The organism is Glutamicibacter sp. NPDC087673 (assembly GCF_044743255.1).
Classification (GTDB): Bacteria; Actinomycetota; Actinomycetes; order Actinomycetales; family Micrococcaceae; genus Glutamicibacter.
In genome coordinates this window covers 632,889-655,665 of record NZ_JBIUWB010000002.1, presented here as the reverse complement: position 1 = coordinate 655,665, position 22,777 = coordinate 632,889, and the positions used below count along the sequence as shown (strand labels likewise).

At 63.7% G+C, this 22,777-nt stretch carries 22 protein-coding genes; 4 read left to right on the top strand and 18 right to left on the bottom strand.

Features of this window, described 5'->3' with window-relative positions:
• Positions 1–80: 80 nt before the first annotated feature.
• The 11 genes from ACIOTL_RS07425 to hisI all read right to left on the bottom strand — a co-directional run bounded on the left by ACIOTL_RS07425 (position 81) and on the right by hisI (position 13,842).
• A complete protein-coding gene (locus ACIOTL_RS07425; RefSeq protein ID WP_400342243.1) occupies positions 81–1,550 on the bottom strand; it encodes a glutamate synthase subunit beta in 1,470 nt (489 codons plus the stop codon).
• A complete protein-coding gene (gene gltB, locus ACIOTL_RS07420; protein WP_400342242.1) occupies positions 1,543–6,162 on the bottom strand; it encodes a glutamate synthase large subunit in 4,620 nt (1,539 codons plus the stop codon). Before gltB ends, ACIOTL_RS07425 begins: the two co-directional genes overlap by 8 nt.
• A 305-nt stretch (positions 6,163–6,467) precedes the next feature.
• The gene (locus ACIOTL_RS07415; protein ID WP_166650793.1) at positions 6,468–6,632 is read right to left on the bottom strand and encodes a hypothetical protein; all 165 of its coding nucleotides are present in this window, start codon (positions 6,630–6,632) and stop codon (positions 6,468–6,470) included.
• A gap of 92 nt (positions 6,633–6,724) precedes the next feature.
• Positions 6,725–7,723: a prolipoprotein diacylglyceryl transferase gene (gene lgt, locus ACIOTL_RS07410; RefSeq protein ID WP_286134101.1), complete on the bottom strand. Its 999-nt coding sequence runs from the start codon at positions 7,721–7,723 to the stop codon at positions 6,725–6,727.
• Positions 7,723–8,505, bottom strand: coding sequence for a tryptophan synthase subunit alpha (gene trpA / locus ACIOTL_RS07405; protein ID WP_400342241.1), 783 nt, complete (start codon positions 8,503–8,505; stop codon positions 7,723–7,725). The genes lgt and trpA overlap by 1 nt, the downstream gene beginning before the upstream one ends.
• Positions 8,506–9,837: a tryptophan synthase subunit beta gene (gene trpB, locus ACIOTL_RS07400; RefSeq protein ID WP_105656707.1), complete on the bottom strand. Its 1,332-nt coding sequence runs from the start codon at positions 9,835–9,837 to the stop codon at positions 8,506–8,508.
• Between the two features lie 110 nt (positions 9,838–9,947).
• Positions 9,948–10,772, bottom strand: a complete 825-nt coding sequence (gene trpC / locus ACIOTL_RS07395) for an indole-3-glycerol phosphate synthase TrpC (protein WP_105656708.1) — start codon at positions 10,770–10,772, stop codon at positions 9,948–9,950.
• Position 10,773: 1 nt separating this feature from the next.
• A complete protein-coding gene (locus tag ACIOTL_RS07390) occupies positions 10,774–11,022 on the bottom strand; it encodes an HGxxPAAW family protein (RefSeq protein ID WP_105656709.1) in 249 nt (82 codons plus the stop codon).
• 156 nt (positions 11,023–11,178) lie between these two features.
• Positions 11,179–11,769 carry a Trp biosynthesis-associated membrane protein gene (locus ACIOTL_RS07385; RefSeq protein WP_133834236.1) on the bottom strand — a complete coding sequence of 197 codons (591 nt, stop codon included), beginning with the start codon at positions 11,767–11,769 and terminating at the stop codon, positions 11,179–11,181.
• Positions 11,766–13,337: an anthranilate synthase component I gene (locus ACIOTL_RS07380; RefSeq protein WP_400342240.1), complete on the bottom strand. Its 1,572-nt coding sequence runs from the start codon at positions 13,335–13,337 to the stop codon at positions 11,766–11,768. Before ACIOTL_RS07380 ends, ACIOTL_RS07385 begins: the two co-directional genes overlap by 4 nt.
• A gap of 103 nt (positions 13,338–13,440) precedes the next feature.
• Positions 13,441–13,842: a phosphoribosyl-AMP cyclohydrolase gene (gene hisI, locus ACIOTL_RS07375; RefSeq protein ID WP_105656852.1), complete on the bottom strand. Its 402-nt coding sequence runs from the start codon at positions 13,840–13,842 to the stop codon at positions 13,441–13,443.
• A 134-nt stretch (positions 13,843–13,976) separates the two neighbouring features.
• Here hisI and ACIOTL_RS07370 point away from each other — a divergent pair, with 134 nt between their 5' ends.
• From ACIOTL_RS07370 to ACIOTL_RS07355, 4 genes are all read left to right on the top strand, one after another.
• Positions 13,977–14,618 carry a TIGR03085 family metal-binding protein gene (locus tag ACIOTL_RS07370; protein ID WP_400342266.1) on the top strand — a complete coding sequence of 214 codons (642 nt, stop codon included), beginning with the start codon at positions 13,977–13,979 and terminating at the stop codon, positions 14,616–14,618.
• Between the two features lie 102 nt (positions 14,619–14,720).
• Complete coding sequence (locus tag ACIOTL_RS07365; protein WP_400342239.1) at positions 14,721–15,353, top strand: hypothetical protein; 633 nt, start codon at positions 14,721–14,723, stop codon at positions 15,351–15,353.
• 229 nt (positions 15,354–15,582) lie between these two features.
• Positions 15,583–16,221 carry a DUF6318 family protein gene (locus tag ACIOTL_RS07360; RefSeq protein WP_400342238.1) on the top strand — a complete coding sequence of 213 codons (639 nt, stop codon included), beginning with the start codon at positions 15,583–15,585 and terminating at the stop codon, positions 16,219–16,221.
• A gap of 5 nt (positions 16,222–16,226) precedes the next feature.
• A complete protein-coding gene (locus ACIOTL_RS07355; protein WP_400342237.1) occupies positions 16,227–17,117 on the top strand; it encodes a hypothetical protein in 891 nt (296 codons plus the stop codon).
• A gap of 54 nt (positions 17,118–17,171) precedes the next feature.
• Here ACIOTL_RS07355 and hisF read toward each other — a convergent pair whose 3' ends face one another.
• The 7 genes from hisF to ribD form a co-directional block, all read right to left on the bottom strand.
• A complete protein-coding gene (hisF, locus tag ACIOTL_RS07350; protein WP_105656715.1) occupies positions 17,172–17,942 on the bottom strand; it encodes an imidazole glycerol phosphate synthase subunit HisF in 771 nt (256 codons plus the stop codon).
• 21 nt (positions 17,943–17,963) lie between these two features.
• A complete protein-coding gene (gene hisG / locus ACIOTL_RS07345) occupies positions 17,964–18,812 on the bottom strand; it encodes an ATP phosphoribosyltransferase (protein WP_105656716.1) in 849 nt (282 codons plus the stop codon).
• A gap of 142 nt (positions 18,813–18,954) precedes the next feature.
• Positions 18,955–19,218 (bottom strand): phosphoribosyl-ATP diphosphatase, encoded by a 264-nt coding sequence (locus ACIOTL_RS07340; protein ID WP_038991810.1) that lies wholly within the window; start codon positions 19,216–19,218, stop codon positions 18,955–18,957.
• A gap of 72 nt (positions 19,219–19,290) precedes the next feature.
• Positions 19,291–19,782, bottom strand: a complete 492-nt coding sequence (ribH, locus tag ACIOTL_RS07335; protein ID WP_400342236.1) for a 6,7-dimethyl-8-ribityllumazine synthase — start codon at positions 19,780–19,782, stop codon at positions 19,291–19,293.
• Positions 19,783–19,818: 36 nt separating this feature from the next.
• Entirely contained in the window at positions 19,819–21,066 is a 1,248-nt protein-coding gene (gene ribB / locus ACIOTL_RS07330) for a 3,4-dihydroxy-2-butanone-4-phosphate synthase (protein ID WP_133834243.1), read from the bottom strand.
• Positions 21,066–21,689, bottom strand: coding sequence for a riboflavin synthase (locus ACIOTL_RS07325; RefSeq protein ID WP_105656719.1), 624 nt, complete (start codon positions 21,687–21,689; stop codon positions 21,066–21,068). The genes ribB and ACIOTL_RS07325 overlap by 1 nt, the downstream gene beginning before the upstream one ends.
• A gap of 34 nt (positions 21,690–21,723) precedes the next feature.
• Positions 21,724–22,764 carry a bifunctional diaminohydroxyphosphoribosylaminopyrimidine deaminase/5-amino-6-(5-phosphoribosylamino)uracil reductase RibD gene (gene ribD, locus ACIOTL_RS07320; RefSeq protein ID WP_400342235.1) on the bottom strand — a complete coding sequence of 347 codons (1,041 nt, stop codon included), beginning with the start codon at positions 22,762–22,764 and terminating at the stop codon, positions 21,724–21,726.
• Between the last annotated feature and the right edge of the window lie 13 nt (positions 22,765–22,777).

Here is a 22,777-nt window from a genome sequence, read left to right as displayed (position 1 = left end):
AGCCAAATGCCTTTCATGTTCACATAGGCAAAATGCGGCCCACCCGGCATCCGGGTGCGCCGCATTCAAGCCTATGTCACTCAAATGATGCTGATGGCCCTATCGGTTGGAGCAACCGGTGCAGGAAGGGTAGTCGAACCCATGAGGAACTTGTCGACCGCGGCCGCGCAAGCGCGTCCTTCGGCGATAGCCCACACGATCAGCGACTGTCCCCGACCGGCGTCTCCGGCGACGAATACCGATTCGGTGTTCGTCATGTAGTAGCCATCTCGGGCGACGTTGCCCCGGTTGTCGAATTCGATACTGACCTGTTCGTCCAATCCGGAAACTTCCGGACCGGTGAACCCGAGGGCAAGCAGAACCAGATCCGCTTTGATTACGCGTTCGGTTCCAGGCTTCGGGAGGCGCTTGCCAGCAACAAATTCTGTCTCTGCAACTGTAACACCGATCACCTTGTTTTGCTCAGTTCCCTCGCCGGAGATGAAGTTCACGGTCGAAGCCAGGTAGGTTCGCTCGCCGCCTTCCTCATGGGAGGTCTGCACCTCGAAAAGCACCGGCATCATCGGCCACGGCTGGTCTTCGCGGCGCTCGGTGCCCGGCTGCTGGCCGATGGCCAGCGTCGTGACGCTCGCCGCGCCCTGGCGCAGGGCGGTGCCGATGCAGTCCGAGCCGGTGTCTCCGCCGCCCAGCACGATCACGTGCTTGCCCGCCGCATCGATGCGCGGGGCATCGAGCTGGCCGGCGACCACGCGGTTGCTCTCGGTGAGGAACTCCATGGCATGGTGCACGCCCTCGAGCTTGTTGCCCGGCACCGGCAGCTCGCGCGGCACCGTGGCACCGGTGGCCACGATGACCGCGTCGTAGTCTCGGCGCAGCTGCTTCCAGGAGATGTCCTTGCCGATCTCGATGCCGGTGCGGAAGATCGTTCCTTCGGCTTCCATCTGGGCCAGGCGCAGGTCGATGACCTGCTTCTCCAGCTTGAAGTCCGGGATGCCGAAGCGCAGCAGGCCGCCGATGGCTTCGTCGCGCTCGTAGACGGCCACGGTGTGCCCGGCACGGGTCAGCTGCTGGGCGGCGGCCAATCCGGCCGGCCCCGAACCGACGATCGCCACGCGGTGCTCGGTGTGGCGGGCAGGCGGCTGCGGCACGAAGTCGCCGGCGTCCATCAGGTGGCCAGCGAGTTCGGCTTCGACCTGCTTGATGGTCACCGCGGGCTGGTTGATGCCCAGCACGCAGGAGGACTCGCACGGGGCCGGGCACAGCTTGCCGGTGAGCTCCGGGAAATTGTTGGTGCTCAGCAGCCGGGCGGCCGCATCATCCATCCGGCCCCTGTAGGCCAGGTCGTTGAACTCCGGGATCAGGTTGCCCAGCGGGCATCCCGAATGGCAGAACGGGACGCCGCAGTCCATGCAACGGCCGGCCTGCTCCTCCAGGACGCCGGACTTCTGGCGCTCGACGACCTCCTTGTAGTCCATCAGGCGCACCGGCACCGGGCGCTTGGGCTGGGTGACACGTTCGGTCACCTTCAGGAATCCACGTGGATCAGCCACGGGTCACCTCCAAAATCTTGTTCCATACCTGCGGCGAATCCGGGTTCTGCCCGTTGGCTACTGCGTCGCTGCGCAGCTGCTGCACGGCGGCGAAGTCGCGCGGGGTGATGCTGGTCAGCCGGCTGCGGGTTCGTTCCCAGTCCAGCAGCAGGCGGGAGGCCAGCGGGGATGCGGTCAATGCGATGTGCTCGGTGAGCAGCTCGTGGATGCGTTCGGCTTCGGCATCGGTAATCGGCGCTACCAGCAGGTTCGACTGCCCGGCAGCCAGCGGGTTCAGCTTGGCTGCATCGAAGTCCAGCACCCAGGCCACGCCGCCGGAGAACCCGGCGCCGAAGTTGCGGCCGGTGGCTCCCAGGATCAGCACCTGTCCCCCGGTCATGTACTCGCAGCCGTGCTCGCCGATGCCTTCGGTGACAATCGTGGCCCCGGAGTTGCGCACCGCGAAGCGTTCGCCGACCATGCCGTTGATGAACAGCTCCCCGCTGGTGGCGCCGTAGCCGACCACGTTGCCGGCGATGACCTGCTCCTCGGGTTTGGACAGGGTGGTGTGCGGCGGGTGGATCGCGATCCGGCCGCCGGACAATCCCTTGCCGACGTAGTCATTCGCGTCGCCCGAGAGCTTGAGCGTAATGCCCTCGGGAAGGAAGGCGCCCAGCGACTGGCCGGCGCGGCCCGAGAGGTTCACCTTGATGGTGTCCCGCTCCAGGGTCTGCAGCCCGAAGGTCTTGGTCACATGGTGGCCCAGCAGCGTGCCGGTGGAGCGGTCGGTATTCACGATCGCCGCGTCGATGCTGACCGGCAGGCGGTCAGCCAGCGCCGGTCCGGCCGCGGCGAGCAGCTGCTGGTCCAGGTGCGTGTCCAGCCCGTGGTCCTGGCCGATGCGGCGGCGGCGCGCCGCCAGCTCGGTATCCGGCACGTGGGTGATCGCATCCAGCGCCAGCCCGGAGACCTTGTCGTGCGCGGCGAACTGGGCGGGATCGGCCTGGAGCAGTTCGACCTTGCCGATCACCTCGTCCAGGGTGCGCGCCCCCAGCGAGGCGAGCAGCTCGCGCACCTCCTGGGCGATGAACTCGAAGAAGTTCACCACGAACTCGGCCTTGCCGGTGAAGCGTTCGCGCAGCGCAGGATTCTGCGTGGCCACGCCCACCGGGCAGGTGTCCAGGTGGCACACGCGCATCATGATGCAGCCCGAGACCACCAGCGGGGCGGTGGCGAATCCGAATTCCTCGGCACCCAGCAGGGCGCCGATCAGCACGTCGCGCCCGGTTTTCAGCTGGCCATCGACCTGCACGGTGACGCGGTCGCGCAACCCGTTGAGGATCAGCGTCTGCTGCGCTTCGGCCAAGCCGATTTCCCACGGGGTGCCGGCATGCTTCAGCGAATTCATCGGCGAGGCGCCGGTGCCGCCATCGTGCCCGGAAATCAGCACGACGTCGGCCTTGGCCTTGGCCACGCCGGCCGCGACGGTGCCGATGCCGGACTCGGAGACCAGCTTCACGTGCACGCGGGCGGAAGGGTTGGCGCACTTCGCGTCGTGGATCAGCTGGGCCAGGTCCTCGATCGAGTAGATGTCGTGGTGCGGCGGCGGGGAGATCAGCCCGACACCCGGGGTGGAGTGGCGAGTCTTGGCGATCCAGGGGTAGAGCTTGGCGCTCATCAGCTGGCCGCCTTCGCCGGGCTTGGCGCCCTGGGCCATCTTGATCTGGATGTCATCGGCGTTGGCCAGGTACAAGCTGGTCACCCCGAAGCGGCCCGAGGCTATCTGCTTGACCGCGCTGCGGCGCACCGGATCGAGCAGCCGCTCCGGATCCTCGCCGCCTTCGCCGGTGTTGGACTTCGCGCCCAGCTGGTTCATCGCGATGGCCAGGGTTTCGTGGGCCTCGGCCGAAATCGAGCCGTAGCTCATCGCGCCGGTGGCGAAGCGCTTCACGATGGAGCTGACCGGCTCCACCTCGTCGATGGCGATCGGGGTGATCCCCTCGGTCTTGAACTTCAGCAGCCCGCGCAGGGTCTTGAGCTGTGCGGCCTGGTCGTCGACGGCCTTGGTGTACTCCTTGAACACGTCGTAGCGGCGGGTGCGGGTGGAGTGCTGCAGGCGGAAGACGGTTTCCGGGTTGAACAGGTGCGGCGGGCCTTCGCGGCGCCACTGGTACTCTCCCCCGGTTTCCAGTTCCAGCGGCTGGGCGCCGCCGTCGATCTCCGGGTAGGCGCGGGCATGGCGGGCGGCGGCCTCGGCGGCCACCACATCCAGCTCGATGCCCGAGAGCTTGGTGGCGGTGCCGGTGAAGTACTGGTCGACCACGCGCTGGGACAGGCCCACGGCCTCGAAGGTCTGCGCGCCGCAGTAGCTGGAGACCGTGGAGATGCCCATCTTGGACATGATCTTCAGCACTCCCTTGCCCAGCGCCTTGATCAGGTTGCTGCTGGCCTGGTGCCCGTCAACTCCGGGCAGCTCGCCGTTCTCGGCCATCTGCTCGACCGATTCCAGGGCGAGGTAGGGGTTGATGGCGCTGGCGCCGTAGCCGATGAGCAGGGCGATGTGGTGCACTTCGCGGGCGTCGCCGGACTCGATGATCAGCGAAACGCGGGTGCGGTTGGAGCTCTTGAGCAGGTGGTGGTGCACCGCGGAGGTCAGCAGCAGCGACGGGATCGGCGCCCAGGCCGCGGAGGAATCGCGGTCCGAGAGCACGATGTAGCGCACCCCGCGGTTCACCGCGGCGGAAACCTTCTCGCAGATTTCTTGCAGGCGGGCGCGCAGCTCGGATTCGCCGCCGGCCGGGCGGTACAGGCCGCGCACCTTCAGCGAGTACTTGGACCCGGATTCGTCGCGCAGGTGAACGATCTTGGCCAGCTGGTCGTTGGTCAGCACCGGGTAGTCCAGCGCGATCTGGGTTTGCGGGACACGGTCCAGGGACAGCAGGTTGCCGTCGGGGCCGATCGCGGTGCCCATCGAGGTGACCAGCTCTTCGCGGATTGCATCCAGCGGCGGGTTGGTGACCTGGGCGAAGGACTGGGTGAAGTAGTCGAACAGCAGGCGCGCCCGGTCAGCCAGGGCGGCAATCGGGGTGTCGGTGCCCATGGCGGCCAGCGGTTCGGCACCGGTGGCGGCCATCGGAGCGAGCAGCACGCGCAGCTCCTCGGTGGTGTAGCCGAAGGTCAGCTGGCGCAGGGCCACGGAGGCGGAGTTGTGGCGCACGTGTTCCAGATCCGGGAAGTCGGCCAGCGTCTTCAGGTTCTGCGAAACCCATTCGCGCCATGGCTTGGCGGCGGCCACTTCGGCCTTGATCTCGGCGTCCTCGACAATACGCTGGGCGTCCAGGTCCACGGCGAACATCTTGCCCGGGGCGACACGGCCCTTCTTCACGATGTGCTCTTCGTCGACGTCGATCACGCCGACTTCGCTGGCCAGGACCACCAGGCCGTCGTCGGTGACCCACCAGCGGGCTGGGCGCAGGCCATTGCGGTCCAGCACCGCGCCGGCCATCGCGCCATCGGTGAAGCAGACGGCGGCGGGACCATCCCATGGCTCGATGAGCATGGACTGGTACTGGTAGAAGGCGCGCAGGTCCGCGTCCATCTGATCGTCGTTTTCCCACGGCTGCGGGATCATCATCATGATGGTCTCGGTCACGTTGCGGCCCGAGAGCATGAGCATTTCGGCGACCTCGTCGAAGGAAGCCGAGTCCGAGGCGCCGGCGGTGCAGATCGGGAACAGTTCCTCGGGCACCTCGCCGAGCAGCTCGGATTCCAGGGTCGACTGCCGGGCGCGCATCCAGTTGCGGTTGCCCTTGACGGTGTTGATCTCGCCGTTGTGCGCGATGGTGCGGAAAGGCTGGGCCAGCGGCCACGACGGGAAGGTGTTGGTGGAGAAGCGCGAGTGCACGATCGCGCAGCGGCTGGTGAAGCGGGCGTCGGACAGGTCCGGGTAGAACGGCTCGAGCTGCGCGGTGGAGACCATGCCCTTGTAGACGATGGACTGCGAGGAGAACGAGGCGAAGTACACGCCCATCTTGTTGTGCGCGCGGCGGCGGATGCGCCAGGCGGCGGCGTCCAGCTCGCGGCGGGTGGCGGCCGGGGCGCCGGCGTGGGCGCCGATGAAGATCTGGGCGATGTACGGCATCACCTTGCGGGCCGAGGCGCCGAGCACGTCGGAATCAACCGGTACCTCGCGCCAGCCGAGCACCGCCAGGTTCTCCTCGGCGGCCATGGTTTCCAGTTCTTCCTGGGCGAAGGCACGTTCGCCGGCGTCGGCCGGGAGGAAGCCCATGCCCACGGCGTAGGAGCCGGCGGCGGGAAGATCGAATGCGGTGACGCTGCGCAGGAAGGCGTCGGGCAGATGCAGCAGGATGCCGGCGCCGTCGCCGGTGCCTTCATCGGCCCCGATGGCGCCGCGGTGCTCAAGCCGGCGCAGGGCGGTCAGCGCGTGGGCGACGATCTCGTGGCTGGCATCGTTCTTCAGGGACGCGATCATCGCCAGGCCGCAGGCATCCTTTTCGGCCGCTGGGTCATACAGACCCTGCGCGCCAGGCAGCGCGGAAAAACGGGTGTAGGGCGAGGGGACCTCCTCGCCAAAACCTGGCGAGGCGTTCATCTGGACTCCGGTCATGCTCATGAGCGTGCCTTTCTGTGGTTCATGCAGGATAGGCGCGCGGCAGCCCCCGGTAAAGGGCTTATTCTTGGCAAGGGCTTCCGGCCGCCTGGATGTTTCATCTAGCTGAAACTTTTCGACAGTGCTAAGCGGGGTCTGCTTGCGCATCGAGGTTTCGGGGACGAACATTTCCCACCTCGTTGTGGTGCTGCACCAGCTGGCCTTTCCAGGGGTCGATCGACCAGCGTGGCGCGTGGATCACACGTTACGCAGGTTTTGTTTCTCGCATGCGCGTGCTTGTGTTTCAGGAATGTTAAAAACTTCTGCCGCTACCGGCGCGGAAAAAGCAGTTTTTTGCGGGCGGGGATCGCGAAAACCGGTTTTGCCAGCCGGTTTTGATAGCCGCCCAATGTTTCGGGCATGTTGCGCCCGAGGGACGGAAAACTGCCCAGATTTTCCGGACATTTCGCCATATTGGGGCCAGGGCGCGTCATGAAAGCGGATCCGGGCAGCTGCTGGCGCGGCTTAAACCACCGGTGGCCGGCAAGCGTGGATGCTTGCCGGCCACCGGAATGGGGCTATGGAATTATTGCTGCCGCTCTGTGGCGTCGCTGCCCGGATCGGAGCTGGACTCCGCCGGTGAGTGCGCGGCGGGCTTGGCGCGATCTGCTTCGACCGGCTGCGCCGGGGCCCTGCCTGGCAGGTAGAACGGATCGACCTGCTGCTTGCGCAGCTTGCCCAGGACCACGATCAGCGCGAGGATGCCGGCGATGGCGATGCCGATCGCCAGCCACTGGTGCACGCGCAGGGCCAGCGGCCCGATGGCGATGATTTCGGCCGGGTCCAGGCGCAGCGATTCGGTGAAGGTACGTCCGATGCCGTACCAGATCATGTAGCAGCAGAACAGTGCGCCGCGGCGCAGCTTGAACTTCCGGTCCAGCGCGATCAGCACGAAGGCGCCCAGCACATTCCACAGCGACTCGTACAGGAAGGTCGGGTGGAAGAGCGTGTCCGCGGGCAGCCCGGCCGGAAAGTTGTAGCTGTCCGCATCGATCTCCAGGCCCCACGGCAAGTCGGTCGGCGCGCCGAACAGCTCCTGGTTGAACCAGTTGCCCCAGCGCCCGGCCGCCTGCGCCAGCAGCAGGCCGGGCACGGCCGCGTCGACGAAGGCCGAGAGCCGGATGCCGGCTTTCCGGCAACCGATCCACGCTCCGAGTGCGCCGAGCGACACCGCGCCCATGATGCCCAGCCCGCCAAGCCAGATCTGCGGGATCTCGGCCAGGTGGGCGGTTTGCCCGCCGAGTCCGAAGTAGTACATCGGGTCGGTGATCAGCACATGGTAGAGTCGTCCGCCGATGATGCCGAAGGGGATCGTCCAGATGGCGATGTCCCAGAGCATGTCGGAGTTGCCGCCGCGGGCGCCGAGGCGCTTGTTGGTCAGCCACAGCGCGATCAGGATGCCCGCCAGGATGCACAGCGCGTAGGCGTGGATGGTCAGCGGGCCGATCGAGATCCTGGCGAATTCCGGCGGCGGCGAAGGGATGGAGGCGGGCAAGGCAAGCGCCAGCTGCGCGGCAAAAGCCATCAGGCCCGTCCGCTCAGTTCGGCGGCCAGGGCGCCCACGGCCGGCACTCCCCCGTCACGCAGGGCGGCGACCAGCGCGGTGCCGACGATCACGCCGTCGGCGTAGGCGCCGATTTCTTCCACGTGCTCGCGGCGCGAGACGCCCAGGCCCACGCAGGCATTCTCGGCGCCGGCGTTGTGGGCGGCGGCGACCACTGCCTGCGCGGCGGAGGATACCTCGATACGGGCGCCGGTGACGCCCATCAGCGACACGCAGTAGACGAAGCCGGAGGACGCATCCACGGTGCGCTGCACCCTCGCTTCGGTGGACGAAGGGGCAATGAGGAACACGCGCTCCAGGCCGTGCTTCTCGCTGGCCTGGATCCATTCGGCGGCCTCGTCGGGCACCAGATCCGGGGTGATCAGGCCGGCGCCGCCGGCTTCGGCGAAGCGCCGGGAGAACTCGTCCACGCCCAGGCGCAGCACCGGGTTCCAGTAGGTCATGACCATCACGGCCACGTCGGTGCGTTCGGTGATTCCGCGCACGATGTCGAAGATCTGCGGGACCTTGAAGCCGTTGGCCAGCGCCTGCACGGTCGCTTCCTGGATCACCGAACCGTCCATCACCGGGTCGGAGTACGGGATGCCGATCTCGATGACATCCACGCCATTCTCGGCCAGCGCCACGGCGGCCTCGATGCTGGTGGCGACGTCGGGGAAGCCGGCAGGCAGGTAGCCGATGAGGGCCGGGCGGCCCTCGGCGCGGGCTGCGGCGATCTTCTGGGCGCTGGTCACGCGGGTCATCTACTTCTCCTCGGATTTCTGCGAGCCGGAGTTCTGCGCAGTGGCCGCGTTGATTTCGGCCTCGGCGTCTTTTTCGTCGATCATGTTGAACCAGGCGGCAGCGGTGCCCACGTCCTTGTCGCCGCGGCCCGAGAGGTTCGCGATGATGATGGTCTCTTCGGGGACCGCGCCTTCGGCGATCTTGCGCGCCGCCAGGCGGATGGTGCCGGCCAGGGCGTGCGCGGACTCGATCGCCGGCAGGATGCCCTCGGTGCGGCACAGCGCCTTGAACGCGTCCATCGCCTCGGTGTCGGTGACCGGCTCGTACTTCACGCGGCCGATGTCGGCCAGGTAGGCGTGCTCCGGGCCGACGCCCGGGTAGTCCAGGCCCGCGGAGATGGAGTGCGATTCGACGGTCTGCCCGTCCTCGTCCTGCATCAGGTAGGACTTCGCGCCGTGCAGCACGCCCGGGCGGCCCAGGGTGATGGTCGCGGCGTGGCGGTCGGTGTCCACGCCGTCGCCGCCGGCCTCGTAGCCGTAGATCTCCACCTCGGGATCGTCGAGGAAGCCGTGGAAGATGCCGATCGCGTTCGATCCGCCGCCGATGCAGGCGGTCACCGCGTCGGGCAGGCGGCCGGCCTGGGCCAGGATCTGCTCGCGGGCCTCGTCGCCGATGACCTCGTGGAAGTAGCGGACCATGGCCGGGAACGGTGCGCCGCCGGCGGCGGTGCCCAGCAGGTAGTGGGTGTTATCCACGTTGGCCACCCAGTCGCGCAGCGCCTCGTTGATCGCGTCCTTCAGCGTCTGGGAGCCGACGGTGACCGGGATGACGGTGGCGCCGAGCAGGCGCATGCGCGCGACATTCAGCGCCTGCCGGCGGGTGTCTTCCGCGCCCATGTAGACCACGCATTCCAGGCCCATCAGGGCCGCGGCGGTGGCCGAGGCGACGCCGTGCTGGCCGGCACCGGTCTCGGCGATGATGCGGGTCTTGCCCATGCGCTTGGCCAGCAGCGCCTGGCCGAGCACGTTGTTGATCTTGTGGCTGCCGGTGTGGTTCAAGTCCTCGCGCTTGAGGAAGATCCGCACCCCGCCGCAGTACTGCTCGGAAAAGCGCTTGGCTTCGGTGAGCAGCGAGGGGCGCCCCGAGTAGTTCTTGTTCAGGTCCTTGACCTGGGCGATGAACTCGGGGTCGTTCTTGGCCGCTTCGAAGGTCTCGTTCAGCTCGTCCATGGCGGCCATGAGGGACTCGGGCATCCATCGCCCGCCGTAGGCACCAAAGTACGGGCCGCTTGCGTGCCTTAGCGACTGTGCATCGATCGACTGGCGGTGCTCGGAGTTTTCCGGAGTGCTCATCGATTCCCTCTTTCCTCGTACGGAGCTTGATTCGTGGTAAGTCTCGTGCCCCGCCGGAAACTCCTGCGGGGCACGAAAAGCAGTTCTGGGTCCTTCGCCGCCGTGCGCGGCTAGCGCTGCGGCTTGGCGCCGGTACCGGCTTTGATGAACGCGGCGACCGAAGCGCGCGGATCGGCATGCTTCACCAGCGCTTCGCCGACCAAGACCGCGTCGGCGCCGGCCGCACCGTATTGGACGACCTGTTCGGTGGATTCCACACCGGACTCGGCGACGATCACCGCCTGGGCCGGCAGCAGCGGAGCGAGCTTGCCGAAGGTGGCTGGATCGACGTCCAGCGTCTTCAGGTTGCGCACGTTCACGCCGATGATCTTCGCTCCGGCCTTGCTGGCGCGGGCGATTTCCTCCTCGGTGTGGGTCTCCACCAGGGCGTTCATTCCCAGCTGGTGAGTCAATTCTAGGAAAGATGCCAGCAATTCATCATTCAGCGCCGCAACAATGAGCAACACGAGGTCAGCGCCGTGGGCGCGGGCTTCGTAGATCTGGTACTCGTCGACCGTGAAATCCTTGCGCAGCACCGGAATCTGCACGGCAGCGCGTACCGCGTCGAGATCCTGGAGCGAACCGCCGAAACGGCGGGCTTCGGTGAGCACGGAAATCACCGAGGCGCCACCGGCCTCGTATTCAGCGGCCAGTACGGCAGGCTCCGGGATATCTGCCAGCGCACCCTTGGACGGGGACTTGCGCTTGACCTCGGAGATGACACGCAGCGTGGTGTCGCGGGCGGCCTGGTCGGCATGGCCACCGAGCGCGGCGAAAGCATCGCGCGCAGGAGCTGCCGCTGCCGCGGCCTGCTTGATCGCTTCCAGGCTGGTGATTGCGCGACGGGCGCCCAGGTCTTCCCGGACGCCCGCGATGATCTCATCAAGAACAGTCAATTTAGTGCGATGCTCCGCTGCGAGCGCCGCCCACGCCGAAACCGGCTGCCTTCAGGATCCAGCCCAGGAGCAGGCCAACCACCATGATGCCGCAACCGACCCAGACGATGGACCAGGCGAAGTAGGCGAAGGCGATGCCGGCCACGATTGAACCGGCAATCATGGTCAGTACGCAGGCCCACGCTGCGATGGAGTTACCGTGGCCAATCTCTTCGGTGTATACCGGATCGAGCTCGGTGTTCTGCGACATGTTCGATGTCTCCTCATGTTGTGATGCTGCGTCCCGGCAGGGCGTTGCTGCCCGGGACGTTGGTCTTCAGGTTCCATTCTGCCACCTGCGCGCGAGAACCTCCTATTCCGGAAGCCTTCGTTTCGCGCCGGTGGTGCGAATCACGATCCGCTCGGGTTATTTCCGGCCAGCAGTCGGGTCTTCGCCGTCCGAGAGCTGCTCCCAGCTGGCGATGTTGCGCGAGGACTGGTCCTTGGGCTCCGCGCTGGACCTTGCCGCCTGCCGATCGTACTTGCTGGCCTTGGCGGGCCAGCGGCCGGCGAAGACGAACACCAGCACGGCCTGCAGCGCCATCAGCACTCCGGCGAACACCGCGACCGCTGGCCACGCGCTGAGCGTGTACTCGCCGACGTTCTGGGCCAGTCCGGTAGCTTCGGCCACGGTGGTGGAGGCGACGGCCTGCGGATCGCGCAGCGCCCCGAGGCCGGCGGCAACCACGGTGGCACCGGCGAGCAGGCAGATCGCCGCAATGATGTAGCGGGCGATCTTCCCGGCGATCAGCAGCGCCAGCGAACCGGCCAGCACCACCACGGAGACCGCGGTGACCGAGGCGGCCGCGGTGGCGCCGTCGATGGCGATCTGCGGGATCTGCACGGAGCTGGAGGCCACATCGACGGTGATCCATGTGCGGGTGGCCGACCAGAGGCCGATCAGTGCGCCGGCCATGCCGAAGAGGGCGAGGGTGCGGGCGCTGGTCAATTTCTTCACTTCGTTTCACCTGATTCGGTGTTGATGTTGTGGGCCGCACGCATCGACTGCGCAGCCCAGACGGCGCGCAGCGGAGCGGCTGCCTTGTTCACGGTTTCCAGGGCTTCGTCGGCGAACTTCGAGTCGTTGACGATGCCGCCGCCGGCTTGCACATAGGCGCGTTCCCCCTTGAGCAGGGCGGAGCGGATGGCGATGGCCATGTCCATGTCGCCGGCGAAGTCCAGGTAGCCGACCACGCCGCCGTAGATGCCGCGGCGGTACGGTTCGTACTCGTCCAGCAGCTGCAGGGCGCGGGGCTTCGGTGCGCCGGAGAGCGTGCCGGCCGGGAAGGTCGCGGCCAGCACGTCGTAGGCGTCCACGTCGTCGCGGGTCTTGCCCACCACATTGGAGACCAGGTGCATGATGTGGCTGAAGCGCTCGACCTCCATGAACTGGGTGACTTCCACGGTGCCGGCCTTGCAGACCCGCGAGAGGTCGTTGCGCGAAAGGTCAACCAGCATCAGGTGCTCGGCGCGCTCCTTCTCGTCGTTGAGCAGCGATTTCTCGTGCAGCTGGTCATCCTCGTAGTTCGCCCCGCGCGGGCGGGAACCGGCGATCGGGTGGGTGACCACGTGCGAATCGTTGACGGTGACCAGCGCTTCGGGCGAGGAGCCGACGATCTCGAACCGTTCGCCGTCCTCGTTGACGAAGTTGAACAGGTACATGTACGGGCTCGGGTTAGTCGCGCGCAGCACGCGGTAGACATCCAGCGCGTCGGCCTGCGTTTCCAGCTCGAAGCGGCGCGAGACGACGATCTGGAAGACCTCGCCGTCCACGATCGCGGTCTTGGACTTGGCCAGCGCCTTGAGGTACTCGTTCTCATCCCAGGAGTGGGTGACAGCGTCCATCAGGGTTTCGCGCGGCACATCGGTACCGGTGAGCACCGCCGCGGCCGACTCCACCGGCACCGCGAGCTGGTCGAGCATCGCCTGCAGGCGGGTGACGGCACCGTCGTAGGCCTCGTCGACATTCTCGTCGCTGCCATCGAAATTGATCGCGTTGGCGATCAGCGTGACGGTGCCTTCGGCCGCATCATGGGCAGCCATGTCCGCTACCAGGTTCATGCTCAGCTCAGGCAGGTTCAGATCATCCGCCGGCGGGTTGGGCAGCTTCTCCCAGTGGCGCACGCATTCCCAGCCGATGAAGCCGACCATGCCGCCGGTCAAGGGAGGCATGCCGGGAACGGGTTCGGTCTTCAGCGCGCGCACGGTGTCGCGCAGGACCTCCACGCCCGCACCGCCGGTAGGCAGGCCAGCTGGCGCATGGCCCTGCCAATAGGCTTCTGAACCACGGGTGCTCAGCGTTGCCGGGGAGTTCACCCCGATGAAGGAGTAGCGGCTCCAGACACCGCCCGGGGCAGCCGATTCCATCAGGAAGGTGCCCGGGCGCCCCTGCGCCAGGGTGCGGTAGAGGCCGATGGGCGTGAGCGAGTCAGCCAGCACGGTGATGGTCACGGGGATGACACGACGGTTCGCGGCCATGGCGCGGAAGGACTCGCGGGACGGGGAAATCTTGCCAAGGGTTTTCATCTGTGTTCTTCTTCTACGTATTCTTCGAGCGCGTGCTGCGATGCGCAGCTGGGCGCGGCATTCCCGGCGCTAGCCAACCGCGTGTGCCGGTGCTTCGAAAGTCCTACTCGGGGCGGTGGCCCACGACGGCCGGCAATTCACGATCGGTGAAGCAGGATTCGGTGCCGGTGTGGCAGGCGGCGCCTACCTGGTCGACCTGCACCAGCAGCGCGTCGCCATCGCAATCCAGGGCAACGGACTTCACGAACTGGAAGTGGCCGGAGGTGTCGCCCTTGCGCCAGTATTCCTGGCGGGAACGGGAGTAGAAGGTGACCCGGCCAGTGGTCAACGTGCGGTGCAACGCTTCATCGTCCATCCAGCCGAGCATCAGCACTTTCCCGGAGTCGTACTGCTGCGCGATGGCAGCAAACAGGCCATTGGCATCTCGCTTGAGACGCCGGGCAATAGCCGGGTCGAGGCTGTGGGATTCAGGGCTCGGATTCGAGCCGTCGTTAGAAGTAGACATCACCATTAGCATACTGGTTTTCCGCGGAATCCAGAGACCTGTGACGTACCGCTCGTCGACGCGCCACGCCGTCTTGGCGACACCTCTATCACCTTGCACAATTAGTCACTTGGAGCGTGCTAGTTTCAGAGGTGATGCACTTAGTTCAGGCTTCCAGACTTGCGTTGGCCGAGACCCTGCTTGCGGCAGGACCTACCGCCGACACCCTTTGCGACGGTTGGCAGACCCGCCATCTCGCCGCTCACCTTGTGTTGCGCGAAAGCTCATTGCTTTCTGCCGGCATGTTCTTCAAACCGCTGTCTAAGAAGCTCGAGGCGAAGCAGAACCAAATGGTGATCGCGGCGCAGACTCCCGAAGGCTATGCCGGGTTGGTCCGCAGCCTCCGATCGGGTCCGCCCGCTTTCTCGCCTTTCGCCATCGACAAGGTCAACCAGTCGGCGAACCTCTCCGAGTTCTTCATCCACACCGAAGATGTGCGGCGTGCCCGCGGCCAGTGGGCTCCGCGGGTCCTGGACACCGAGTACACCGAACTGCTCTGGCAGTCGCTGACCCGCATGTCTCGCCTGCTGTTCCGCCATGCGCCAATTGGCATTATCCTGACGCGTCCCGATGGCCAGCGTCATGTCGCCAAGAAGGCTCCGAACGCTGTTTCGATTACCGGCCCGGTCACCGAGCTGATGATGTACTCGTTCGGCCGCATCGACCAGAGCCTGGTCTTGTTCGAAGGCGGGGAAACCGCATTGGAAATCGTCAAGGGCTTCAAACCAGGGCTATAAGGCTCCCTTGGTTATCCACATTCGTGGGTGTGCCGTCCAAGTTCGCGTCGCACCGGCCTAGGATTTCGAGCAATCGATATCCAACAGGTCTGGAGCTTGGCCATGAACACGCGCAGAGTCCTTGAGCATTACCCCAGTGTCGCTATCGCCATCGTGCCCGCGTTCGTCTTGGTTGCCCTGGTATCAGCGCTCTTCGTTTCAGTCGCACCCACCGATCCGGCGTCCTCGGCTTCATTGCCGACGGCTTCAAGTACCACGCAGGCACCTCCATCAAGCGAACTGGAGCTTCCGGAGTCGGCAGATATCACGTATGAAAAATCGGATTACGGAGTCCAGGACGCCGCAACGTACTTCTTCGACTTGCTCAATTATGAAATCATCTACCAGGACTCCGCCGATTTCACCCCGATAGTTACCGGAACATGCAAAACGGAACAGTGCTGGAAGACCTTCCGCGAGCAAGTAGACCTCCGAACAGGTCCGGAATACATGCAAACCGGCGGCTACTACTTCCTGCACACGGACTATATCGTCCGGTTTGACGGTAGTTCTGCTTATCTGATGGGCGAGCTGACCTTGTCTGAACGTTCGCTCCTTCGTCCAGATCAGGAAACCATCATTGTCGAAGAACAAAATCTGGGTGAAATCACCATGGGACTTGAATACACCGACACCGGATGGAAAGTTTCTGCCATCGCGCTTGAGAGTCCCCCGAGTAAAGCACCGCTCAGCTAATTGAACGTGCCTGATTTCAGGCTAGGCGATTCCATGAGTCCTGAAATCAAACGTCGCCAGCCGCATCGTTTCACTCCAGACCGTCATCAAACGTGGTTACAGGTAATTGGGATTCGGGATTTAGCTGCCCTGAGTTTTCCACAGATTCCTCGAAAACTCTCCACTTTCTTGAAACACGGGCATAGGATGGCGCACAACCTGGCATTCCCAATGATCATGGAGAGTTCGAATGGACACTCGGAAAATTGCAGTTGTCGCGTCCGTTGCAGCAGTTGCACTCGCACTATCAGGCTGCAACGCAGGGAACGCTGAAGGGCCAGCTGCATCACCGACTGAAGCCTCTAGGTCTTCTTCGGCGCCAGGTTCAACGTCGGCTCCGCCGTCGCCGAGCAATACGGAAAAATATGAACCAGCCACGGCAAAAGGTCCAGCGCAAAACGTCCCTGTTCCGAAAATGCCAGAGGCAGCCAAAATGAAATCGAAGGAAGGTGCAGCCGAGTTCACCAGATATTACTTCGATCTCATCAATTACACTGCCGAAACAACGAAGACTGGGCCGATCAAGAACGTGACTTCTCGCAGTTGCAAGTTATGCGCCGAAGCGATTATCGACTCTGCTGACGAGAGTGCATCAGTCGGTGAATGGCAAGTCGGAGGCGAATACAAGGCATCAGTCATCGACTCTTACATTTCTGCACCAGGAAGGGCCATCGTCACCGCTAGATTCTCCGCAGAACCGTTCGATACTTACATAGTGCCTGATTCTGTAGTTGCGGAATATTCAGAAGTAAAGTCTTCTTTATCAACTTTTCAATTGTCCTTTGACACCAAATGGACAGTTGAAGATTTACTCGTCGCAGAAGAGTAATTCTCATGCCTTATCTTCGCCTAGCAATGGCCTCACTTCTGCTCTTTTCTCCACTCAGTTCCGTTTCGCTAACGGAGCAACAATCGAATCTCGTACCTTGCAAAAAGAAAGAATCACTCGGTCAAAAAGATGTAAATGTAAAGTGGTCATTCTGCCCCAAGAAGGATAGAGACGGAGGCTACCACAGAGAGGATCCGCCAATAACGGAAAAGCAAGAGAAACCGAAATATGATTTCCGTGACTTTGATTCATGCAGCCCTACAAATGATTCCTTCATGGGATGCCGATCGAATCCAGACCTAAAGGTTTGCGACGATGGGTCTTATCCGATAATCCGCCAAATCTTGGTCTTGGAAGGGAATGATAAAGGCGGCATCCTGGATTCCTTCCGCGTTTGCCCGGAAGACCCCAAGGACGAAAGAATAGAAAGAATTAAAAAGGAATCGGTCAGCGTCTCGCTCGAACAATTCCGATCATTTCCAATCATCGCTTCGAACATCAGCAGTTCCCCGGCGAAATTTTCGTTGCGAAATGGTCATAGTCATCTTTGGGCAACTAGGGAAGTTCAATCTTTCGACTTGGAGATAGGACAAAGTTCAGTACGAATCAAAGCGATACCGATTCAATGGAACTGGAACTATGGGGATGGGACTACTCGAAATCTTGATTTCCCTGGCGAACCGATGCCGAATCATACGCTGAGAGATGAAACCCCCACGAGTCACTCGTATGGAGAGACGGGAACTTTCAAGGTCGGGGTGACCACTCTCTACCGCGGAGAATTCAGCGTCGATGGTGGCGCGTGGCAAGCTATACCCGGTCAGGCTGCCGTCGCCAGCGTTCCTATTGAAATTGACGTCTGGCGGACCGAGAAGGAACTGATTGCCAACGAGTAGCGGGGTACAGCTAAGGCCCAGCACCATTTGGTGCTGGGCCTTCGGCTTAAGTGCCTAGCGAACCGGGTAGCCAGCTTCGCGGATGGCCTGCTTGACCTTGGCGATCATGTCCTTCGGACCGAAGTGGAAAATCGAGGCGGCCAAAACGGCATCGGCACCTGCTTCAATTGCTGGAGGGAAGTCCTCAGGCTTTCCTGCACCACCCGATGCGATCAGCGGGACCGAGACCTCGGCACGAACTGCACGGATCATTTCCAGATCGAAACCATCCTTGGTGCCATCAGCATCGATCGAGTTCAGCAGAATCTCCCCCACGCCTCGTTCAGCAGCTTCCTTGGCCCAAGCTACGGCGCACATGCCCGTGCCAGTACGACCACCATGAGTAGTAACCTCGTAGCCCGATGCAATCGTCGGATCATCTGTGCGTCGGGCGTCGAGAGACAGCACGAGTACCTGGGAGCCGAAGCGCTGGGTAATCTCGTTGATGACCTCAGGACGGTTCACCGCCGCGGTATTGATCGAGGCCTTGTCAGCGCCGTTGCGCAGCAGGCGATCGACGTCTTCGGCAGCGCGGACGCCTCCGCCCACGGTCAGCGGGATGAAAACTTCTTCTGCGGTATGGCGAACGACCTCATAAGTAGTTTCACGATCCGCGCTGGATGCGGTGACATCCAAGAAGGTCAACTCGTCGGCTCCTGCATCATTGTAGCGACGGGCAAGCTCAACGGGATCGCCAGCATCGCGAAGCCCCGCAAAGTTCACGCCCTTCACAACACGTCCGGCGTCAACGTCGAGGCAAGGAATAACACGAATTGCAACGCTCATCAGCGAATTTTCCTTGTCTACTTAGATGCGGCAGGCGTGGATCTGGCTGACCAAGATGGCGCGGGCGCCGACTTCGTACAGCTCGTCCATGATGTTATTGGTCTGCGACTTCTTGACCATGGCGCGCACGGCCACCCAATCGGAGTTTGCAAGGTCCGACACGGTTGGCGATTCCAGGCCTGGGGTCAGCTCGCAAGCCTGGTCGGCAAGCTCGCGCCGCACGTCGTAGTCGAGCATGACGTACTGGCGGGCAACGAGCACACCGTTCAGGCGGCGGATCAGCACGTCCAAGCCGGATGGCTTGTGGCCGACACGGCCGATCATGACTGCTTCGGAGTTCAGCAGCGGATCGCCGAAGATCTCCATGCCAGCGGCCTTGATGGTATTGCCGGTTTCTACAACGTCAGCGATGGCATCGGCCACGCCCAGCCGGACCGAAGACTCGATGGCACCGTCAAGGCGAACGATCGAAGCCTGGATGCCGGACTTTTCGAGGTAGTGGCGCAGCAGCACGTCATAGCTGGTGGCAATGCGCTTGCCATTGAGCTGCTGTGCATCGTTGAAGGCGCCAACCGGGGCAGCGAAGCGGAAGGCCGACTTTCCGATGCCCAGCGAGAGCTGCTCTTCGACAGCGTCGTCGACATCTGCATCAAGGTACAGATCGCGACCGGTGATGCCTACGTCCAGGATTCCCCGGCCGACATAGACTGCGATGTCGCGCGGACGCAGGTAGAAGAATTCAACTTGGTTTTCCTCATCGACCAGGACCAGTTCGCGGGAATCGCGGCGCTGGAGGTAGCCGGCTTCCTTGAACATGGTGGAAGCGATTTCGGATAGGGCACCCTTATTGGGTAGGGCTACGCGGAGCATTATTGACTCATTTCGTCATGAATGGCGCTGCGGCGATTAGCCATAAACAAGCGCCAAGGATTAATTCGTTGGCCGTTGTTTCTGCCGCCGTGCGTTGACTGCGCCCTGATCGGTAGTGGATCAGGCCGCAATCGCGCGACGGCTATAGATGCTTGTAAACGTCGGCCAAGGTCATTCCCTTGGCGATCATGAGAACCTGAAGGTGGTACAGCAGCTGGGAGATCTCCTCCGCCGCGGCCTCATCGGTTTCGTACTCCGCAGCCATCCAAACTTCGGCGGCTTCCTCGACGATTTTCTTGCCGATGCCATGGACACCAGAGTCGAGTTCGGTGACGGTACGTGAGCCTTCCGGGCGGGATTGTGCCTTGAGCGATAGTTCGCTGAAGAGCTCGTCAAAAGTTTTCACGGAACTTATCCTAGCTGTTTTCTCCGCAGGGGCTGTATTCTGGTGGCCCTTTGTGACAGGGCCACCCGAATACTAGGGCAGTGCGGCTACCGTCATGACGGCAGCCGAGTAGGCTTCATAGCCTTTGTCCTCGCTGGAGTTTTCCAAGCCAGCGCGGTCAAGGGCCTGCTCTTCGTTATCGCAGGTGAGCACGCCAAAACCGATTGGGGTTTTGGTGTCCACGCTCACATTGGTTAAGCCATTGGTCGCGGCCAAGCAAACGTAGTCAAAGTGCGGAGTACCGCCACGGATGACCACGCCCAGCGCGATGACCGCATCGTAGTCGCCGGCAAGAGTGGAGGCAGCGACCGGCAATTCGAAGGTGCCCGGCACGCGGATCAGGGTGGTGCTCGATTCCAGACCGGCTTCCTTGGCGGCGCGCTCGGCGCCGTCAATCAGTCCGTTCATGATCACCTCGTGCCAGCTCGCGGCCACGATGGCCACCTTGAGCTGGGAGAACTTCTCCTGAGCGGCCAGGGCCTTCAGCTGTTCGCTGACATCGGCAGGTGCGCCATGCTTGCTCATCTTGATGCTCCTTCTATTCTTCTGGATTCGTGGGGTTCAGGCGCCGTGGTAGGCGTCGGCTTGCTGGTCATCGTCGGTATCGGGAAGATCCAGGTGGTGGCCGAAGCGCGTCTGCTTGGTGCGCAGGTAGGCCGAGTTCTGCTCACGCGGTGCAATCTGCAGGCCGATCAGCTCTGCTACCTTGATTCCCGCGTCATTCAGCTGTTCCTGCTTGTCCGGGTTGTTGCTCAGCAATCGGATTTCGTCCATGCCCATGGCCTTGAGGATGGCAGCGACGGCGAAGTACTCGCGTGCGTCGGCAGGGAAGCCCAGATGCAGGTTGGCGTCCAGGGTATCCATGCCGCCTTCCTGCAGGGCGTAGGCGCGCAGCTTGTTGGCCAGGCCGATGCCGCGGCCTTCGTGCCCGCGGATGTAGATGACGTGACCGCCTTCGCGGGCGATGGTTTCCATGGAAGCATGCAGCTGTTCGCCGCAGTCGCACCGGTAGGAACCGAAGATGTCCCCGGTGAGGCACTCCGAATGGATGCGCACCAGGTTGCCGGGCTTAGCGCCGTCGGGACCGGCGTGGCTGAGCACGACGTGCTCGTGGCCTTCTGCGGTAGCAGCGCGGGCGGTGAAGTCCCCGAAGGCGGTGGGCAGCTTGATCGGATCGGTCAGCTCGATCTCGTCGTTGACTCGGCGCCAGCGGGCCAGGTCGTCGATGGAGATCAGCGGCAAGTTGTGTTCAGCTGCGAAGACGCGCAGGTCATCCAGGCGCATCATTTCGCCGTCGTCCTTGGTGATTTCGCCGATCACGCCGACCGGTTCCAAGCCGGCGGCCTGGCACAGGTCGACCGCCGCTTCGGTGTGCCCGCGGCGTTCCAGCACTCCCCCGGCCGCAGCTCGCAGCGGGAAAATGTGGCCCGGGCGGGAGAGCTGAGCCGGTTCGGTGGCCGGGTCGGCCAGCAGTCGGCTGGTCAGCGCACGATCGGCAGCGGAAATACCGGTGGTGATCCCTTCGGCGGCATCGCAGGTGACGGTGAAGGCAGTGCCTTTGGCATCCTGGTTGATGCCGACCATCGGGGCCAGGCGCAGCGCGTCGGCCCGCTTGGCGCCCAAGGGCACGCAAATCACCCCTGAGGTGTAGCGGATGGTGAAGGCCATCAGCTCCGCCGTAGCGTGCTGGGCGGCGAAGATGATGTCGCCCTCGTTTTCCCGGTCCTCGTCGTCGACGACCACTACGGCTCGGCCGGCGGCCAGGGCTGCCAGCGCGGTAGGGATGGAATCCAAAGTCGAGGTGCCCATTACTGCTGGCCTCCGAATTCATTCAGGCGTGCCACGTACTTGGCGAGCACATCGACCTCGATATTGATCTTCTCGCCCACTTGGCGGGTGCCCATGGTGGTCTCGGCGAGGGTGATCGGGATGATGCCGACCTCGACCCAGTGCCCACCGGAATTCGTTGCCGGGGAGACTGCGGTAATGGTCAGCGAGATGCCGTCCAGCGCAATGGAGCCCTTTTCCGCGGTCAGCGGCGCGTAAGCAGCGTCGATTCCAATGCGGAAGGTGGTCCACTGGCCGTGGTCTTCGCGGGCCAGCACCTCGCCGACGGTGTCTACGTGGCCCTGCACCACATGCCCATCGAGCCGGCCTCCGGCGGGGGTGCAGCGTTCGAGGTTGACCTGGTCGCCGGTTTTCAAGGCGCCGATGGTGGTGCGGCGCAGGGTTTCGCCCATGACGTCGACGCTGAGCGTGTCGCCTTCCAGCTCGGTGGCGGTCAGGCAGACCCCGTTGACGGCAAGAGAACCGCCAAGGCCCAGGTTTTCGGTGTGGCCCGGGGCACGCAGGGTCAGTACTGCCAGATCCTTGCCGCTGAAGGTCTCGATGCCTTCTATGACTCCCTGGCCGGTGACAATTCCGGTGAACATGATTACTCCTTGAAAAGTTTGGGGTTGCTGGCGCTTAGGCGCGGGGCAACGGTTCTAGATGCAGGGCAATATCATCGCCCAGCCGGGTCAACGATTCGTTGCTGGCCGAATCCAGCCGGAAACGCTGCGCGTCACTGAGTGTGGTGGTGCTTGGCATGTTGACCGATGAGCTGCCTGCGCCGATCAGCACTGGTGCTTGGTAGCAGTAGATTTCGTCGGCCAGATCTGCTGCGATGAAGGCCGAGGCGACCGTGGCGCCACCTTCAATCAGCAGGTGGGCCAGGCCCAACTCGTTAGCCCGGGCGAGGGCCTCTTGCACGTCGTGGCTGCGGATCTGCGACCAATCGCTTCCCTGGGCGAGTGCCAGATCTGCTGGCAAATCGCGTTCGCCCATGACCAGGCGGAAGGGCTGGCGTTCATGCAGCTGCCCCTCGGGAGTGCGGGCGGTCAGCCGCGGATTGTCGATGATCGCCGTGTTCGTGCCGACCAGGATGCCATCCACGCGGGAGCGCAGGGTGTGCGCGTGGTTGCGCGAGGCCTCGGAGGTGATCCATTGGCTCGTGCCATCCGGTGCGTTGATCCGGCCGTCGAGCGACTGGGCAATTTTCACCGTGATGAACGGTCGGCCTTCGGCCTTGGCGATGAACCAGCGGTAGTTCAGCTGCTTCGCCGCGGAGAAATCCTCCAGCTGGGTGGCTTGGGTTCCGTGGCTGCGCAGGTAGTCGGCACCCCCGCTGGCGGCGGTGTTATCCGAGACTGCGTAGTACACCTGCCCGATGCCGGCTTCCACGATGGCTCGGGCACAGGGACCTGTGCGACCGGTGTGGTTGCACGGTTCGAGGGTCACTACCATCGTTAGTTCGCGGGCCTTGGCAGGAGGCATCTTGCCCAGGCGCCGCAGTGCGTCGACCTCGGCGTGCGGATGCCCCGCCCCGATATGAAAACCGGTGGCGATGATATTTCCCTCGGCATCCAGGACGCAGGCGCCGACCAGCGGGTTGGCCCCGCGGTGGCCGCGTCCGGCGGTTTCCAGCGCGGTGCACAATGCGGCGTCGAGCTGCTGGGTCGTAATCATGGTGCTGCTCCCC